Source organism: Azospirillum cavernae, from assembly GCF_003590795.1.
GTDB classification, from domain to species: Bacteria; Pseudomonadota; Alphaproteobacteria; order Azospirillales; family Azospirillaceae; genus Azospirillum; species Azospirillum cavernae.
Genome location: NZ_QYUL01000005.1, coordinates 383983 through 399870, shown reverse-complemented (window position 1 = coordinate 399870; position 15888 = coordinate 383983). Strand labels below are relative to the sequence as shown.

General features: G+C 66.4%; 15 protein-coding genes. 1 reads left to right on the top strand and 14 read right to left on the bottom strand.

The window, feature by feature from the left end; all coding sequences use genetic code 11:
• Positions 1-332: 332 nt before the first annotated feature.
• The 6 genes from D3877_RS27140 to D3877_RS27115 all read right to left on the bottom strand — a co-directional run bounded on the left by D3877_RS27140 (position 333) and on the right by D3877_RS27115 (position 6161).
• A complete protein-coding gene (locus D3877_RS27140; RefSeq protein ID WP_119833907.1) occupies positions 333-1040 on the bottom strand; it encodes a response regulator in 708 nt (235 codons plus the stop codon).
• A 33-nt stretch (positions 1041-1073) separates the two neighbouring features.
• Complete coding sequence (locus D3877_RS27135; RefSeq protein WP_119833906.1) at positions 1074-1817, bottom strand: amino acid ABC transporter ATP-binding protein; 744 nt, start codon at positions 1815-1817, stop codon at positions 1074-1076.
• 27 nt (positions 1818-1844) lie between these two features.
• A complete protein-coding gene (locus tag D3877_RS27130) occupies positions 1845-2993 on the bottom strand; it encodes an amino acid ABC transporter permease (RefSeq protein ID WP_119833905.1) in 1149 nt (382 codons plus the stop codon).
• The gene (locus tag D3877_RS27125; RefSeq protein WP_119833904.1) at positions 2990-4147 is read right to left on the bottom strand and encodes an amino acid ABC transporter permease; all 1158 of its coding nucleotides are present in this window, start codon (positions 4145-4147) and stop codon (positions 2990-2992) included. Before D3877_RS27125 ends, D3877_RS27130 begins: the two co-directional genes overlap by 4 nt.
• Before the next feature lie 182 nt (positions 4148-4329).
• Entirely contained in the window at positions 4330-5361 is a 1032-nt protein-coding gene (locus D3877_RS27120; protein ID WP_119833903.1) for an amino acid ABC transporter substrate-binding protein, read from the bottom strand.
• 227 nt (positions 5362-5588) lie between these two features.
• Positions 5589-6161, bottom strand: a complete 573-nt coding sequence (locus D3877_RS27115; RefSeq protein ID WP_158600017.1) for a cupin domain-containing protein — start codon at positions 6159-6161, stop codon at positions 5589-5591.
• 186 nt (positions 6162-6347) lie between these two features.
• Here D3877_RS27115 and D3877_RS27110 point away from each other — a divergent pair, with 186 nt between their 5' ends.
• Positions 6348-7001 carry a MarC family protein gene (locus tag D3877_RS27110; protein ID WP_119834067.1) on the top strand — a complete coding sequence of 218 codons (654 nt, stop codon included), beginning with the start codon at positions 6348-6350 and terminating at the stop codon, positions 6999-7001.
• A 220-nt stretch (positions 7002-7221) separates the two neighbouring features.
• On the opposite strand, the gene D3877_RS27100 is transcribed toward D3877_RS27110, so the two are convergent.
• The 8 genes from D3877_RS27100 to paaE all read right to left on the bottom strand — a co-directional run bounded on the left by D3877_RS27100 (position 7222) and on the right by paaE (position 15869).
• The gene (locus D3877_RS27100) at positions 7222-7515 is read right to left on the bottom strand and encodes a type II toxin-antitoxin system ParD family antitoxin (RefSeq protein WP_119833900.1); all 294 of its coding nucleotides are present in this window, start codon (positions 7513-7515) and stop codon (positions 7222-7224) included.
• A 78-nt stretch (positions 7516-7593) separates the two neighbouring features.
• Entirely contained in the window at positions 7594-8904 is a 1311-nt protein-coding gene (gene paaK / locus D3877_RS27095) for a phenylacetate--CoA ligase PaaK (RefSeq protein ID WP_119833899.1), read from the bottom strand.
• A 70-nt stretch (positions 8905-8974) separates the two neighbouring features.
• Complete coding sequence (pcaF, locus tag D3877_RS27090) at positions 8975-10183, bottom strand: 3-oxoadipyl-CoA thiolase (protein ID WP_119833898.1); 1209 nt, start codon at positions 10181-10183, stop codon at positions 8975-8977.
• Positions 10184-10228: 45 nt separating this feature from the next.
• Positions 10229-10681, bottom strand: a complete 453-nt coding sequence (paaI, locus tag D3877_RS27085) for a hydroxyphenylacetyl-CoA thioesterase PaaI (RefSeq protein WP_119833897.1) — start codon at positions 10679-10681, stop codon at positions 10229-10231.
• Positions 10674-12191 carry a 3-hydroxyacyl-CoA dehydrogenase PaaH gene (gene paaH, locus D3877_RS27080; RefSeq protein ID WP_119833896.1) on the bottom strand — a complete coding sequence of 506 codons (1518 nt, stop codon included), beginning with the start codon at positions 12189-12191 and terminating at the stop codon, positions 10674-10676. Before paaH ends, paaI begins: the two co-directional genes overlap by 8 nt.
• Before the next feature lie 2 nt (positions 12192-12193).
• The gene (gene paaG, locus D3877_RS27075) at positions 12194-12988 is read right to left on the bottom strand and encodes a 2-(1,2-epoxy-1,2-dihydrophenyl)acetyl-CoA isomerase PaaG (protein ID WP_119834066.1); all 795 of its coding nucleotides are present in this window, start codon (positions 12986-12988) and stop codon (positions 12194-12196) included.
• A gap of 11 nt (positions 12989-12999) precedes the next feature.
• Complete coding sequence (paaN, locus tag D3877_RS27070) at positions 13000-14688, bottom strand: phenylacetic acid degradation protein PaaN (protein WP_119834065.1); 1689 nt, start codon at positions 14686-14688, stop codon at positions 13000-13002.
• Positions 14689-14759: 71 nt separating this feature from the next.
• Positions 14760-15869, bottom strand: coding sequence for a 1,2-phenylacetyl-CoA epoxidase subunit PaaE (paaE, locus tag D3877_RS27065; RefSeq protein WP_119833895.1), 1110 nt, complete (start codon positions 15867-15869; stop codon positions 14760-14762).
• Between the last annotated feature and the right edge of the window lie 19 nt (positions 15870-15888).

Genomic DNA, 15888 nt, shown 5'->3' with positions numbered 1-15888 from the left:
GCGGAATATGTGAACAGGATGTGACTTTTCATCTATAGATAAAAAATTCTTCGCCGAAATTAAATGATTAACCAAGAACCCAACGCGCAAGCAAAGTTGAAATCTTGTGGTTTCAAGTGGACAATCATCAGAGCCAGACAACTCATGGTTCTGTCTTGTCGCTGAATTGTGCAGTTGCACAAATTCCACGCGGACGCTCGCATAAAAAATAAGCCACGGAAGCCGATGAGGCCAAAGCCTCAGGGCGTCCGTGGCAGTTTGCCGAGCGCGAGGCCGCCGCGAGAAACGCTTGCGACGGGGGAGTTGGCCCGGGGTTCAGAACTCAAAAAAACTCAAGCGCTCTGCGTCACGTCTCCGGCGAACAGATAGCCGGTGCCATGCACCGTGATGATAAGGCGCGGGTCGGCGGGGTCCGGTTCGATCAGGCGTCGCAGGCGGCGGACCAGACTGTCGATGGTGCGGTCGGTGGCGTCGGTCTTGCGCCGCGTCGTCGCCGTCAACAGATAGTCGCGGTTCATCACCCGCCCGGCGTTGCAGACGAAGGTGGACAACAGCTCGAACTCGGCCCCGGTCAGCCGCACCGGCTGCTCCTGCGGATCGGTCAGGCGCATGCGGTCGAGGTAGAGCGTCCAACCGGAAAAGCAGCGGCGGCGGTCGTCGCGCGGGCTGCCAGGCGCCTTCAGACGCCGCAACAGGTTCCGCACGCGGGCCAGAATCTCGCGCGGTTCAAAGGGCTTGGCGATGTAATCGTCGGCCCCCATCTCCAATCCGATGATGCGGTCCAGCTTTTCCCCCCGGCTGGACACCAGGATGATGCCGATCTCCGACACCGCGCGCAGTTCGCGGGTCAGGGTCAGGCCATCCTGGCGCGGCAGCCGGATGTCCAGCAGCACCAGATCGATGGTTTCGCTGGCCAGCAGGAGTTTCAACTCCTCGGCGCTTTTGGCGAGCCGGACGGTGAACCCCTCGTCCATCAGATAGGATTTCAGGGTTTCACGCGTCACCGCGTCGTCGTCGGTGATGGCAATGGTCGCCGCCATGGCCGCTCCTCTCGCCTTGCGCGCCCGCCGCCCTCAATGCTCCAGGATCTGGCCGAGGAACTGGCGGGTCCGCTCGCTTTTCGGGTTTTCAAAGAACTGCGCCGGGGATCCGCTCTCGATGATCGTACCCTCGGCCATGAAGATGATCGAGTCGGCGACCGAACGGGCGAAACCCATTTCGTGCGTGACGCAGACCATCGTCATGCCTTCATCCGCCAGTTCGATCATGACGTCCAGCACCTCCTTGACCATTTCCGGGTCAAGGGCGGAGGTCGGCTCGTCGAACAGCATGATTTCCGGGCGCATGCACAGGGCGCGGGCGATGGCGACGCGCTGTTGCTGACCGCCCGACAATTGGCCGGGGAACTTGTGCGCCTGATCGGGGATGCGGACGCGGCGCAGATACATCATGGCGATCTCTTCGATCTCCGACTTCGCCATGCCGCGCACCCAGATCGGGGCGAGCGTCAAATTCTGCAACACGGTCAGATGCGGGAACAGGTTGAAGTTCTGGAACACCATGCCGACCTGCTTGCGGACCTTTTCGACCGACTTCACATCGTCGGTCAACTCGGTGCCGTTGACGATGATGTGGCCGGTCTGGTGCGCCTCAAGCCGGTTGATGCAGCGGATCATGGTCGATTTTCCCGACCCGGACGGGCCGCAGACGACGACCTTCTCGCCCTTTTTGATGGTCAGGCTGACGTCGCGCAAGGCGTGGTAGCTGTTGTACCATTTGCCGACCTTGCGGAGTTCGATGACGGCGTTCTCGGACATGTGACGGGTCTCCACAAAGACGGCGGGTCAGCGGCGGTTGTAACGGTTGGCCATGCGCTCCAGCCATTGGCTGTAGCGGGACATGCTGAAGCAGAAGATCCAGAACATCAGCCCGGCGAAGACATAGACCTCGGCGAAGAAGGGGCGCCATTCCGGGTCCGTCGTCGCCACCGTCGCGGCGGTCAACAGATCGTACAGGCCGACGATGGTGACGAGCGAGGTGTCCTTGAAGCAGGAGATGAACTGGTTGACGATGGGCGGGATCACCATGCGCAGGGCCTGCGGCAGGATGATGAGCATCGTCTTTTGCCAATAGCCCAAGCCCAGCGCGTCGGCGGCCTCAGACTGGCCCTTGGGGATCGCTTGCAGGCCGCCGCGCACGGCTTCGGCCAGATAGGCGGCGGTGAACAGGGTCAGACCGGCCAGCGCCCGCAGCAGCTTGTCGATGGTGACGCCTTCCGGCAGGAACAGCGGGAACATGACCGAGGCCATGAACAAAACGCTGACCAGCGGCACGCCGCGCATCAACTCGATGAAACCAACGCAGAGCGACCGGATGGCGGGCAGGGAGGATTGACGGCCCAGCGCCAGCAGGATCGACAGCGGAAAGGCCAGGGTGATCGAGAAGACCGACAGCATCAGCGTGATCGGCAACCCGCCCCATTTGTCGTTGGCGACATGGGTCAGCCCCAGAACGCCGCCCCACATCAGAACGCCCATGGCCACCAGAACCAGCGCCCAGGCCCCGACCAGCCAGGGCCGCCAGAAGGCGCGGACGCCGCTGACGCCCAGCATCGCCACGAACAGGGCGCAGGCCAGGAAGGGCCGCCACTGCTCCTCATACGGGTAGGTGCCGAAGAAGATCAGGCGGTGCTTGACCGCGATGATCGACCAGCAGGCCCCGGCGGCGGCTCGGCATTCGTCGGACGTGCCCAGCCAAACGGCGTTCAGCAGCACCCAATTGACCACCGGCGGCACGGCGAACCACAGGATGGCGAAACAAACCAGCGTCAGAACGGTGTTGGCGCGGGTGTTGAACAGGTTGTTCTTGGCCCAGCCGAACGGCTTCAGCGCCGTCATGCCGCCGGGAAGCGTGGCGACCGAGGCCTGGGACGGTTCTTCTTCAAAAGAAGCGGCCAGGGCGGCGGTGCTTTGCGGGATGCTGTCCTTGCTCATCGCGTCACCAGTGCCACTTTGCGGTTGTACCAGTTCATGAAGCCGGCGATGCACAGGCTGATGACCAGATAGACGACCATCATCATCGCGACCGCTTCCACCACCTGACCCGTCTGGTTGGCCGAGGTGTTGGTGACGCTGACCAGATCGGGATAGCCGATGGCGACGGCCAGCGAGCTGTTTTTGGTCAGGTTGAGATATTGGCTGGTCAGCGGCGGCACGATCACCCGCAACGCTTGCGGCAGGATGACCAGACGCAGGATGTGGGCCGGGCTAAGCCCCAGCGCCAACCCGGCTTCGGTCTGGCCATGCGGCACGGCGAGGATGCCGGAGCGGACGATCTCGGCGATGAATCCGGCGGTGTAGACCGACAGGCCGATCAACAGCGCGGTGAATTCCGGCGAGACCGACGCCCCGCCCTCGAAATTGAACCCGGTCAGAACCGGCAGGTCGAAGGCGAAGGGCGCGCCGCTGGCGACGAACACGGCCACCGGCGGCAGAATCACCGACGCCAACGCGGCGGGCAGGGTGGGGAAGGGCTTGCCCGTGGTTTCCCGATGCTTGCGGCCATAGCGAACGATCAGGATCGCGCCAATGATTCCGAGGATCAGCGCCAGAAAGGCCCAACCATGCCCGGCATGCTCGACGAAGGTCGGGTATTTCAGGCCGCGATTGCTCAGGAAGACGTGCGGCACGACCTCCAGCGCCTCGCGCGGGCTGGGCAGCCGGTTCATGATGGTGTACCAGACCACCAATTGCAGCAGCAGCGGCACGTTGCGCACGGTCTCGACGAAGACGGCGGCGAAACGCCCGACCATCCAGTTCGACGACAGCCGCGCCACGCCGATGGCGACGCCGAGGATCGAGGCGAAAATCACGGCGACCGCCGACACGGTCAGCGTGTTCAGCAGGCCGACGATCATCGCCTTCAGATAGGTGTCGGACGCGGCGTAGGTCAGCAGGCTTTCGCCGATTTCAAACCCGGCTTCGCGGTTCAAAAAGCCAAAGCCGGTGGCGACGCCGCGCTTGGACAGGTTCGTCAGGGTGTTGGAAACCAGATACCAGCCGACCGCCAGCGTTCCAGACACAAACAGCGCCTGATACAGCCAGCCCCGCACGCGCGCGGAGTTCAGCGCTTGAACAAGTTTTGACATCTCACGCTCCGTACGGGGGAGAGGAAACGGCGGGAGCGGTCTGTTTCAGAGTGCCCACGCCGCGCCGTGACGCCCCCTCCCTAACCCTCCCCCGCTTCGCGGGAGAGGGGATCGGCGCCGACCTTGGCGCGTCCTCCCTCTCCCGCGAAGCGGGGGAGGGTCGGGGAGGGGGAATGCGCCCGTTACTTCAACGGCGGGGCGTACATCAGGCCGCCCTCGGTGTGGAGCGCGTTCTGGCCGCGCGGCATCTTCAGCTTGGAACCGGCGCCGACGTTGCGCTCATAGCTCTGGCCGTAATTGCCGACCTGCTTGACGATGGCGTAGGCCCAATTCTCTTCGACGTTCAGCGCCTTGCCGTTGCCAGCGGTGACGCCGAGCAGACGCTTGACGTCGGGATCGGGGGAGGTCATCGACGCGTCGACATTCTCCGAGGTGATGCCCTTTTCCTCGGCCTGGACCATGGCGTAGAAGGCCCAGGTCACAAGGTTGCTCCATTCCTCGTCGCCCTGGCGCAGGGCCGGGGACAGCGGCTCTTTCGAGATCAACTCGGGCAGGATCAAGAAATCGTTGGGGTTCTGCGTCTCGGCGGCGCGGATCGCCGCCAACTGCGAGGCGTCGGAGGTCAGGGCGTCGCAGCGGCCGGAGAAGAAGGCCTTGTGCAGCTCTTCGTTCTTTTCAATGACGACCGGCTTGAAGCTCATCTTGTTGGCGCGGAAGAAGTCGGCGACGTTCTGTTCGGTCGTCGTGCCGGGCAGAACGCAGACGGTCGCGCCGTTCAATTGCTTGGCGCTCTTCAGCCCCAGCTTGGCCGAGACCATGAAGCCCTGGCCGTCGTAATAGTTGGTCGGAGCGAAGTTCAGGCCGTTCGCGGTGTCGCGCGACAGGGTGCGGGTGGTGTTGCGCGCCAGCAGATCGATTTCACCCGATTGCAGGGCGGGCAGACGCTGCTGCGCCGACAGCGGGGTGTATTTGACCTTTTCAGCGTCGCCGAACATGGCGGCGGCGACGGCGCGGCAAACATCCACGTCCAGGCCGGTCCACTTGCCCTTGTCATCCGGCGCGGAGAAGCCGTACAGACCAAGGTTGACGCCGCACTGGACGTAGCCCTTCGCCTTCACGCCGTCGAAGGTGGCGCCCGCCTGCGCAGGGCCGGACAGCGCGAGGGGAAGAGTCACAACAGCCGCGAGAGCCGCCGCCTGGAGTTTGCTGATCACCGGATGTCTCCTTGCCTGAAACCCGCCCCGCCCGACCGGCCCGGAGGCTGGTCGGAGGACGACGCGAACGATCCGACCGCCGAACCGTTCGAGGGAGACATTCGGTTGATCCGTTGAACAAGTTAGCCCGCGAATGTGAACAGGATGTGGAGCGTTGTGCACGGGTTGCGGCCAACGCTCCACACACCCTCACAACGTTGCGCGTCCGCCGGCCCTGACCCAAACCATCATTGGGCGGGCGTTTGCGGGGCGGGCGTTTGCGCCGGGGTTTGCTGCTGGGCCGGGGTCTGGGAGACCGGGGTGGGTTCGGCGGGCGGGCGGATCGACAGCGGCGTGCCGACCTCGCCCGGATACACCGCCAACAGGCGCACGGTTTTGTCGGTCGCGTTCTGGCCGTAATGCCAGTTCCACGCCTCTATGAAGGCTTCCCCCTGCTTGGCGACGCGGACGGTTCCGTTGTCGATGTGCAGGGTCAAATCGCCTTCCAGCATGTAGACGATCAGCGGAATTTGATGGCGATGCTTGGGAATGATGACGCCGGGCGGCACCTCGGTGATGCGCACGGTGACGAACGGCGTTCCCTTGGGGTAGGTGATCGGCACGCCGTCGCCGTGCACGGAGGTTTCCAGCAACAGGGTCGAGGTGGCGGTCAGCCCACCTTGCGCCACCTGCGCGCCTTGATGGCCGTCGTGATGATCGTCGTCATGCCCGGTTTCGTGCGCCCGCGCCCCGACGCTGAGCGTCAGGAGGGCGGCGACGGCGATTCCGCCCAGCAGGCGGGTGACGCTGACGGATTTCATATTGTTACGAGACTGAACGGTTAAAGTTTTCGCAAAAAGCACAACCGCCTCCACAAAAGTCCAGGTAACATACAATCGCATAAGTAGTCGCAAAATGCGACAGCGCGATTCCGCACAGCAGCAAAGTGTTGTGAATCATTCGAATGATCTATAGTGCAGGCCGCCAACGATTGGATCGCGACGCCCATGTTCGACAGTTTTCTTCTTGCCTTCACCGCCCTGTTTTCGATCGTCAACCCGATCGCCATGGCGTTGATTTTCAGCCAAGTCACCGTGGGGCGTAGCCCGCGCGAACGCGCCCGGTTGGCCGGTCTGGTCAGCCTGTATTCGGCGCTGGTCATGCTGACCGCCTTGTGGGCGGGCGCCTATGTGTTGAATTTCTTCGGCATTTCTCTGGCGGCGCTGCGGATCGCCGGCGGCTTCGTCGTCGCCGAACGGGCCTGGGCCTTGCTGTCCGCCCCCGAAGCGCATGAGGCGAAAAAGCAGGAGCAGGCCGCCCCGGCGGAAACCGCCGAGGAATCGGCCTTCTTCCCACTGACCATTCCGTTCACGACCGGGCCGGGGACCATCTCCGTGGCCATCGCGCTGGGGTCCACCCGCCCGGCGGACAGCGCGGCGCTTGGGTCGTTCTTTCTGGGCGTGTCGGCGGCGGCGCTGGCGATTTCCGGGCTGATCTGGCTGTCCTACCGCTCCGCCGACCGTCTGGTGGCGATGCTGGGCCACACGCGGGCGCGGGTGCTGACCCGGCTGTTCGCCTTTTTGCTGTTCTGCGTCGGCGTGCAAATCCTGCTGAACGGCGTCACCGACGCGCTGGGGCCGATGCTGGCGGGGCGAAAATAGGGGGAGCTGTCAAATGATTGCGAAGAAGCGCGCCGCTTGCCCCCTCCCCAACCCTCCCCCGCTTATGCGGGAGAGGGAGCTTGGAGCTTTGTCGACATGCGGCGGCAGTCCCCTCTCCCGCATAGCGGGGGAGGGTTAGGGAGGGGGCAAAGCCTTGCCGCAAAAAGAGCGACTCCGCTTTGCCGCTCACTCTCTCACGGCATCTTCAGGATGAGGATCTCTATGCTGCGACCGCCGCGCGTTCCGCAGCCCGGCGGTTGAGATCGCCCAACAGAGCGCCCCGGTCCTCCGCGCCAGTCACCAACCGGAATTCCCCGCGTTCCATCGCGGCGATTCCACGGTCGGCGACAGCCTCAATCGCCGCGAGGCTTGCGCGTTCCGCGTCCAGATCGTCCTGATAACGGCGCAACGCCTCCCGAACGACCTCGCTGGCGTTCTGGTGGCGCCCATCTTCGACCTGCTGGTCAATGAACAGACTCAATCGGTCTGTCAGGCTGAAATTCCGACCGCTCACCCCGCGCCTCCCTCATTCGGCATCAAAGATTGATACCGAATGAGGCTGTCTGTCAATCCGACCAAAACCTCCTCAACCTCACGCCTTCGGACGCAAATCCCGCACGCGCTTGGCCTTGCCGATGGAGCGGGCGACGCCGCCCTGTTCGACCAGTTCCACCGCCGTGCTGATGCCGACCCGCGACTTGATCGAGTGTTGCAGCATCTTGGCGTGGCGGTCCCATTCCGACGGGTGGGTGTCGGGGTTGGCCTCCACCCGGATGGCGAGGCTGTCGAGATGGCCGTCGCGGCTGACCACCAGTTCGTAATGCGGGGCGAGCGCGGCGTCCTTGCAAATCAACTCCTCGATCTGGGTCGGGAAGACATTCACGCCGCGAATGATGAGCATGTCGTCCGACCGGCCGGTGATCTTGTCCATCCGCCGCATCCCCCGCGCGGTGGGCGGCAGCAGGCGGGTTAGGTCACGGGTGCGGTAGCGGATGACCGGCATGCCCTGCTTGGTCAAGGTGGTGAAGACCAGCTCGCCATAGGCGCCGTCGGGCAGAACCTCGCCGCTGTCGGGGTCGATGATCTCGGGGTAGAAATGATCCTCCCAGATGACCGGCCCGTCTTTGGTCTCGACGCATTCCGAGGCCACGCCCGGCCCCATCACTTCGGACAGGCCGTAAATGTCCACGGCGTGGATGTTGAAGGTCTTTTCGATCTCGCCGCGCATCGCCCCGGTCCAGGGTTCGGCGCCGAAGATGCCGACGCGCAGGCTGGTTTCGCGCGGGCTGATTCCCTGGCGGACCATCTCCTCGGCGATGTTCAGGATGTAGGACGGCGTCACCATGATGATGGACGGTTTGAAGTCCATAATCAGTTGGACCTGCTTTTCCGTCTGCCCGCCCGACATGGGAATGACGGTGCAGCCCAGCCGCTCCGCCCCGTAATGGGCGCCAAGCCCGCCGGTGAACAGGCCGTAGCCATAGGCGATGTGCACGCGGTCGCCGCGCTTGCCGCCCGCCGCCCGGATGGAGCGGGCGACCACCTCCGCCCAAACGTCGATGTCGTGCTTGGTGTAGCCGACGACGGTCGGCCGCCCGGTGGTGCCGCTGGAGGCGTGGACGCGGACAATGTCCTCCATCGGCACGGCGAACATGCCGAACGGGTAGTTCTGGCGCAGATCATCCTTCACCGTGAAGGGGAACAGCGCCAGATCCCTCAGTTCCTTGAAATCGTCGGGATGCACGCCCTTCGCCTCGCATTTGGCGCGAAAGGCGGCGACGTTGTCGTAGCTGTGGCGCAGCGACCAGGCCAGCCGTTCGGTCTGCATCGCCGCGATCGCGTCGCGGCTGGCGGTCTCGTACTGGTCGAGGGCGGCGGTGGCGCTGGCAGTCGTGGTGCTCATGGTGCGTTTCTCCCGTTTTTCCTGGAGTCCGGCGCTTTTTTGGCCGGTTGGGACGGTGGCGTGGGCGGGCTTAGACCCGCTCAAGGATCATGGCGATGCCCTGGCCGACGCCGATGCACATGGTGCAGAGCGCGCGGGCGGCCTTGCGGTCTTCCAACTCCATCACGGCGGTGGCGACCAGACGGGCGCCGCTGGCCCCCAACGGGTGGCCCAGCGCGATGGCGCCGCCGTTCGGGTTCACATGGTCGGAATCGTCGGGCAGCCCCAGTTCGCGCAGCACCGCCAGACCTTGCGCCGCGAACGCCTCGTTCAGTTCGATCACGTCCATGTCGGCGATGGTCAGACCAAGCCGGGCCAGCAGCTTTTGCGAGGCCGGGGCCGGGCCGATGCCCATGACGCGCGGCGGCACCCCCGCCACGCCCATGCCGACGATGCGGGCGCGGGGCGTCAGGCCATAGCGGCGCACCGCGTCGGCGGAGGCGACGATCACCGCCGCCGCGCCGTCGTTGACGCCCGACGCGTTGCCCGCCGTGACGCTGCCGCCCTCCTTGCGGAAGGGCGTGCCGAGCTTGGCCAGCGCCTCCAGCGTCGTGTCGGGGCGCAGATGCTCGTCTTCGGACACGATCACCGGCTCGCCCTTGCGGCGGGGGATCGACACCGGAACGATCTCGCGGGCGAAGCGTCCGGCGGCTTGGGCGCGGGCGGCGCGCTGTTGGCTGCGCAGGGCGAAAGCGTCCTGGTCGGCGCGGCTGATCCGATACTCGGCGGCGACGTTCTCGGCGGTCTCCGGCATGCTGTCGATGCCGAACTGCGCCTTCATAGCCGGGTTGACGAAGCGCCAGCCGATGGTGGTGTCGAAGATGTCGGCGGCGCGGGAAAAGGCGCTGTCGGCCTTGCCCATGACGAAGGGCGCGCGGGTCATGCTTTCCACGCCGCCCGCGATCATCAGCTCGGCCTCACCGGCCTTGATGGCGCGGGCGGCCATGCCGATGCTGTCCATCCCCGACCCGCACAGCCGGTTGACGGTGGTTCCCGGCACGACGTCCGGCAGACCGGCCAACAGAACGGCCATGCGGGCGACGTTGCGGTTGTCTTCCCCCGCCTGGTTGGCGCAGCCGAGGATCACGTCGTCCACCGCCGCCCAATCGACGCCGGGGTTGCGCGCCATCAGCGCCTTCAACGGCACGGCGGCCAGATCGTCGGGGCGCACCGTCGCCAGTCCGCCGCCGTAACGGCCAAAGGGGGTGCGGACGGCGTCGCAAAGAAAGGCTTCGGTCATGACACGCGGCTCCTGAAAATCAAGCTGGGGGGCGGGCGGCGTCGGTCAACCGACGTCCACGACCCGTTGCCCCTTCAAACGGGCGGATTGGCCACGGAACAGGCCGACGATCACGCCGTCCTGGTTGGTGACGACGGTGTCGTACACGCCCGACCGACCGCCCTGATGCACCACCCGGCATTCCGCCGTGAGCACGTCGCCCAGACGGGCCGGGGCGGGGAAGCTGATGGAGCAGCCCGACGCCACCGTCACATGGTTGTCGGCGTTGCAGGCGTAGGCGAAGGCGGTGTCGGCCAGCGTGAAGGTCATGCCGCCATGGCCGATGTCGTGACCGTTCACCATGTCCTTGCGCACGGTCATGGTCATCCGGGAAAAGCCCGGCGCGATGGCGGCCAGTTCGATGCCGTGGGACTGGGCGCAATAATCGCGTTCGTACATGCCGCGCCCGACCGCGTCGGCGGTGTCTTGCGGCGTCATGCTGGGCGGGGTCTCAGTCATGGAAGCGGGTTCCTTCCCAGATTTTGCGGCGCAACAGGGCCGAGGCGCGGTAACGGTCCTCGCCATAGGTCCGGGCCAGCGCGTCGAGCGCGCCCAGAACGCGGCTCAACCCGATCCGTTCGGCCCAGGCCAGCGGCCCCAGCGGGTAATTCACGCCCTTGGTCATGGCGGTGTCGATGTCGGCGGCGCTGGCGACGCCCTGCGCAACCGCATCCGCCGCCTCGTTCGCCAGCATGGCGACGGTGCGCAAAACCGCCATGCCGGGCAAATCGTCCAGCACGGTCACGGCCTTGCCCAGCGCGGCGAACAGCCCGGCGGCGACGGCAAGCGCGTCATCGGATGTGGCGTTGGTTCTGGCGATGGCCACGCGGGTCGCCGTCGCGTAATCCAGCGCCAGATCGAACATGACCAGCGGCTTCAGGCCGTCTTCCGCCGCGCGCTGTCCGGCGCTGCGCCCATCGGTCAACGCCAAGGTCACGCCATCGACGATCAGCAGACCGCCGCCCGGCTCCTCCTCCACGCTCACCCCGGCGGCGCGCAGCAGGCCGGGCAGAGCCGACGCCGGGCCAAGGTCGCCCTGAACCACCACCCGCGACGGACGCGGCTCGGCGGGTAGGCTGGCTATGGCCGGGCGGTCGGCGCCGGGGCTGTGATCGTAAAAGCCGCGCCCGCTCTTGCGGCCCAAGCGCCCGGCGTCCACCAACTCTTGCTGGATCAGCGAGGGCTGAAAACGCGGGTCGCCGAAGTAAGCGGCGTGGACGGAGCGGGTGACGGCGAAATTCACGTCATGGCCGATCAGATCCATCAGCTCGAACGGCCCCATGCGGAAGCCGCCGGACTCGCGCAGGATGGCGTCGATGCTGGCGGGATCGCCCACCTGCTCCTGCAACAGCCGCAGCCCTTCGGCGTAGAAGGGGCGGGCCACCCGGTTGACGATGAAGCCGGGGGTCGAGCGGCAGCGCACCGGGCTTTTGCCCCAGGCCCGCGCGGTGTCGAACAGGGTGGCGGCGATGGTTGGATCGGTCGCCAGACCGCTGACGATCTCCACCAGCGCCATCAGCGGCGCAGGGTTGAAGAAATGCAACCCGGCCAACCGTTCGGGCCGCGCCACCCCCGCCGCGATGGCGGTGACGGAGAGGGAGGAGGTGTTGGTCGCCAGAATGGCGTCGGGACCGACGACGCTTTCAAGCTCGGCGAACAAGCGGCGCTTGACGTCGAGATCCTCGACAATCGCCTCGATCACCAACCCGGCGGGGGCCAGATCGGGCAGGCCGTCCACGGCGGTCAGCCGATTGAGCGTCGCGTCGCGCTCCGCCGCCGTCCGTTTGCCCTTGTCGACCAGCCCGTTCAGCGTCTTGGCGATGGCGGCGACGGCGGACGCCGCCGCGCCGGGGCGGGCGTCGACCAGCCGCACCGGATGACCGGCCTGCGCGGCGACCTGGGCGATGCCCTGGCCCATGGCGCCGCTGCCGACCACGCCAACGATGGTGGAGGGGGGAAGGGGCCGCATCGTCACCGTCCCTGGAACTGCGGCGCGCGTTTGCCGACGAAGGCGGCGACGCCCTCGCGGTAATCCTCCGTGTGTCCAGCCTCGCGCTGGAGATCGCGCTCCAGATCAAGCTGCGCGTCCAGATCGTTGGTGGAGGAGGCGTTGAGCGCCTGCTTGATGAAGCCCAACCCCTTGGTCGGCTGCGTCGCCAGATGACGGGCCAGCGCCAGCGCCTCCCCGGCCAATTTGTCGTCGTCCACCGCCTTCCAGATCATGCCCCAGGCTTCGGCCTGCTCCGCCGACAGCTTGTCGCCCAGCATCGCCAGACCCATGGCGCGGGCGTGGCCGACCAGACGCGGCAGGGTCCAGGTGCCGCCGGAATCGGGCAGCAGCCCGATCTTGCAGAAGGCCTGAATGAAGCTGGCCGAACGCGCCGCCAACACGATGTCGCAGGCCAGCGCCAGATTGGCCCCGGCCCCCGCCGCCACGCCGTTCACGGCGCAGATCACCGGCATCGGCAAGGCGCGCAGGCTGCGGACCAGCGGGTTGTAATTGGTCTCGATGGACACGCCCAAATCCGGCCCCTGCGTTCCCGGCGCCACCGCCCGGTCGGACAGATCCTGCCCGGCGCAGAAACCGCGCCCGGCCCCGGTCAGCAGGACGCAGCGCACCGTCTTGTCGTCCTGCACCTCGGCCAGCGCCTCGCGCAATTCGGCGTGCATGGCGGCGGTGAAGCTGTTCAGCCGGTCGGGCCGGTTCAGCGTGATGGTGGCCACGCCGTCGGCGATGGTCAGGAGGATGGTTTTTTCGCTGGTCATGGCGACGTCGCTCATTGGGCGGCCTCCGAAACGACGGGCGCCGGAACGCGGCTCTGCACGACGCGGAAGCGGTTGGCGACAAAGGCCAGATCGCACAGCGCGGCGTTGGCCGCCGGGTTGGCCCCGGTGCCGTGGAAATCGCTGAAGGCCGCCGATTGGTTGACGAAGACGCCGCCGGTCAGATTGACCGACAGGGCGACGCCCGCCTCGACGAACGCCTCGGTCGCTTGCTCGATCACCGCCGGATCGCTGGAATAGAGACCGGCGGTCAACGCGCCCTTGGTCCGGGTCAGGCGGGCGGCGCGCTCCAGGCTGTCCGCCGTGGAGTCGGTTTTGACGATGATGGCGATGGGGCCGAACAGCTCCTCGCCATATTTCTCCTCCTCGCTGGCGTCCATGGTCAGGATCAACGGGGTGCGGACCTGCGCGTCAGGGAATTTCGGGTGGGCGATGGCGCGGGACGGCAACACCACCGTGCCGAGTTTCGCCGCGCTGTCGATGCGGGCCAGCGTGGCGGGCGATTGGATGGCGCCCAGCACCTCCACCGCGCGTTCGGGATCGGACAGGAACTTGTCCACGCCGCCAGCCAGCGCGGCGGCCACCTGATCGAAGCTCATCCGCTCCGCCCCGGTCGCAATGCCGTCCTTGGGCACGAAGAAGACCTGCGTCGTCGTGCACATCTGGCCGGAATAAAGGCTGAGCGTGAAGGCGAGGTTGCGGACCATGCCCTTGGGATCGTCCGTGCTGTCGATGGTGACGGTGTTGACGCCCGCCTTTTCGGTGTAGACCTGGGCCTGACGGGCGTTCTGCTCCAGCCAATCGCCGAAGCCGGTCGAGCCGGTGTAGTCGATCACCGCCACCTCGGGCCGCAGGGCCAGATCCTTGGCGATGCTGTCGCCGATGGCCAGAGTCACGAGATTCGGGTCAAGCCCGGCCTCGGCCAGCACCTCGCGGGCGATCTTGACGGTGATGGCCAGCGGCAGGATCGCCGTCGGCCCCGGCTTCACGATGACGGCGTTGCCGGTGACGAGGCTGGCGAACAGGCCGGGATAGCCGTTCCAGGTCGGGAAGGTGGCGCAGCCGATCACCAGCCCGACGCCGCGCCCGACCACCTCGAACCGCTTGTCCATCACCAGCGGCGGGTTCTTGCCCTGCGGCTTTTCCCAACGCGCGGTCGGGGCCTGATCGGTCATCGCCTTCCAGCCATAGGCGACGGCCTCAAGCCCGCGATCTTGCGCGTGCGGGCCGCCCGCCTGGAAGGCCATCATGAAGGCCTGACCCGTGGTGTGCATGACCGCGTTGGCGATTTCAAAGCTGCGCGCGTTCAACCGCTTCAGGATTTCCAGACAGACCCCCGCCCGGCCATCGGGACCGGCCTTGCGCCAGCCCGGCATCGCCGCCTTCGCCGCCGCCAGCAGCGCGTCGATGTCCGACACCGGGTAGGTGACGCCCAACGCAAAGCCGAAGGGCGACCGCTCGCCCCCCGCCGTTCCGGTCACGCCCGGCTGATCCAGCGGAAAGGGCTGGTCGCGGTAGGCCGCCAACGCCGCCTCGCCATCCGCCGCCGCCGTTTCGCCATAGGCGCGCGGGCTGGGCATTTCCGGGTAGGCCGACCAATAGGCGCGGCTGCGGCAGGCGTCCACCGCCTTGCGCAGCGTGGCTTCGTGGGTGGCGAACAGGCTCTGCGGGGTCGTGGTCATGCGGGCGTTTCCCATTTTGCTTGGTTGTTTGAGCGGGCGGTTGGCGGTCTGGCGGTTGGCGCTTGCGTCCCTCAAGGGGCGTCGAAGTCGATCACCACCCGCTCGGTCAGCGGGCGCGATTGGCAGGTCAGGACGTAACCGGCCTCGACCTCCCACGGTTCCAGGGAATAGTTCTCGGCCATCGACACCTTGCCTTCGCGGATTTTGGCCCGGCAGGTGCAGCAGACGCCGGATTTGCAGGAATAGGGCAGGTCGGCGCCGTGGCGGTGGGCGGCGTCCAGGATGGTGTCGCCGTCATAGGCCAGGGTGAATTCGCGCCGCTTGCCGTCCTGAAGAATGGCGATGGTCGCCCCGTCCGCCGGGCCGTCCGCCACGCCGTCGGTCGCGGCCTTCGCCGGGGCGGGCGGTCGGCGATCAGCGGACGTGCCGAACAGTTCCAGATGGATGCGCTCCGCCGGGGTTCCGGCTGCGGCCAGCGCGTCGCGCACCTCCTCCACCATCGCTTGCGGGCCGCAGAGGAACGCGGCGTCCACGCTGGCGGCGTCGAGTTGCCCGGCGCACAGGTCACGCACCAGATCGGCGCCGATGCGGCCCGACAGCAAGCCCGCCTCTTCCGGCTCGCGGCTCAACAGATGATGGATCGCCAACCGCCCCATATGGCGGTTCTTCAGATCCTCCAGCTCTTCGCGGAAGATGATCGACGAGACGGCGCGGTTGCCGTAAATCAGCAAAAATTGGCTGTGCGGCTCGCGCGCCAGCACGGTTTTGATGATCGACAGGATCGGCGTGATGCCGCTGCCCGCCGCGAAGGCGACGTAGCGCCGCGCCGCCGTCGGATCCAGCGGGGTGGTGAAGCGGCCCATCGGCGTCATCACGTCGATGACCATGCCGGGGGCCAGCGCGTCGTTGGCGTGGTTGGAGAACAGGCCGCCCTCCACCCGCTTGACGGCGACGCGCAACTCCCCCTCGTCCACGCCGGAGCAGATGGAGTAGGACCGCCGCGCCTCTTCCCCGTTGATGATGGTCTTCAAGGTCAGATGCTGGCCCTGGACGAAGCGGTAACGCTCGGCCAATTCCGGCGGCACGTCGAACAGCAGCGACACGGTGTCGGCGGTTTCCCGGCGGCAATCCCGGATGGTCAGGGGATGAAAGCTGGGGGCGTTAAAGCTGGGGGCGCTCATGGGGCGGGATTCCTTGTCG

Coding starts and splice junctions, on each gene's coding strand:
- D3877_RS27125 (WP_119833904.1), bottom strand. CDS start 4,147: ATGTCAAAACTTGTTCAAGCGCTGAACTCCGCGCGCGTGCGGGGCTGG.
- D3877_RS27135 (WP_119833906.1), bottom strand. CDS start 1,817: ATGTCCGAGAACGCCGTCATCGAACTCCGCAAGGTCGGCAAATGGTAC.
- D3877_RS27140 (WP_119833907.1), bottom strand. CDS start 1,040: ATGGCGGCGACCATTGCCATCACCGACGACGACGCGGTGACGCGTGAA.
- D3877_RS27110 (WP_119834067.1), top strand. CDS start 6,348: ATGTTCGACAGTTTTCTTCTTGCCTTCACCGCCCTGTTTTCGATCGTC.
- paaG (WP_119834066.1), bottom strand. CDS start 12,988: ATGACCAGCGAAAAAACCATCCTCCTGACCATCGCCGACGGCGTGGCC.
- paaE (WP_119833895.1), bottom strand. CDS start 15,869: ATGAGCGCCCCCAGCTTTAACGCCCCCAGCTTTCATCCCCTGACCATC.
- paaK (WP_119833899.1), bottom strand. CDS start 8,904: ATGAGCACCACGACTGCCAGCGCCACCGCCGCCCTCGACCAGTACGAG.
- paaN (WP_119834065.1), bottom strand. CDS start 14,688: ATGACCACGACCCCGCAGAGCCTGTTCGCCACCCACGAAGCCACGCTG.
- paaI (WP_119833897.1), bottom strand. CDS start 10,681: ATGACTGAGACCCCGCCCAGCATGACGCCGCAAGACACCGCCGACGCG.
- paaH (WP_119833896.1), bottom strand. CDS start 12,191: ATGCGGCCCCTTCCCCCCTCCACCATCGTTGGCGTGGTCGGCAGCGGC.
- D3877_RS27130 (WP_119833905.1), bottom strand. CDS start 2,993: ATGAGCAAGGACAGCATCCCGCAAAGCACCGCCGCCCTGGCCGCTTCT.
- pcaF (WP_119833898.1), bottom strand. CDS start 10,183: ATGACCGAAGCCTTTCTTTGCGACGCCGTCCGCACCCCCTTTGGCCGT.
- D3877_RS27115 (WP_158600017.1), bottom strand. CDS start 6,161: ATGAAATCCGTCAGCGTCACCCGCCTGCTGGGCGGAATCGCCGTCGCC.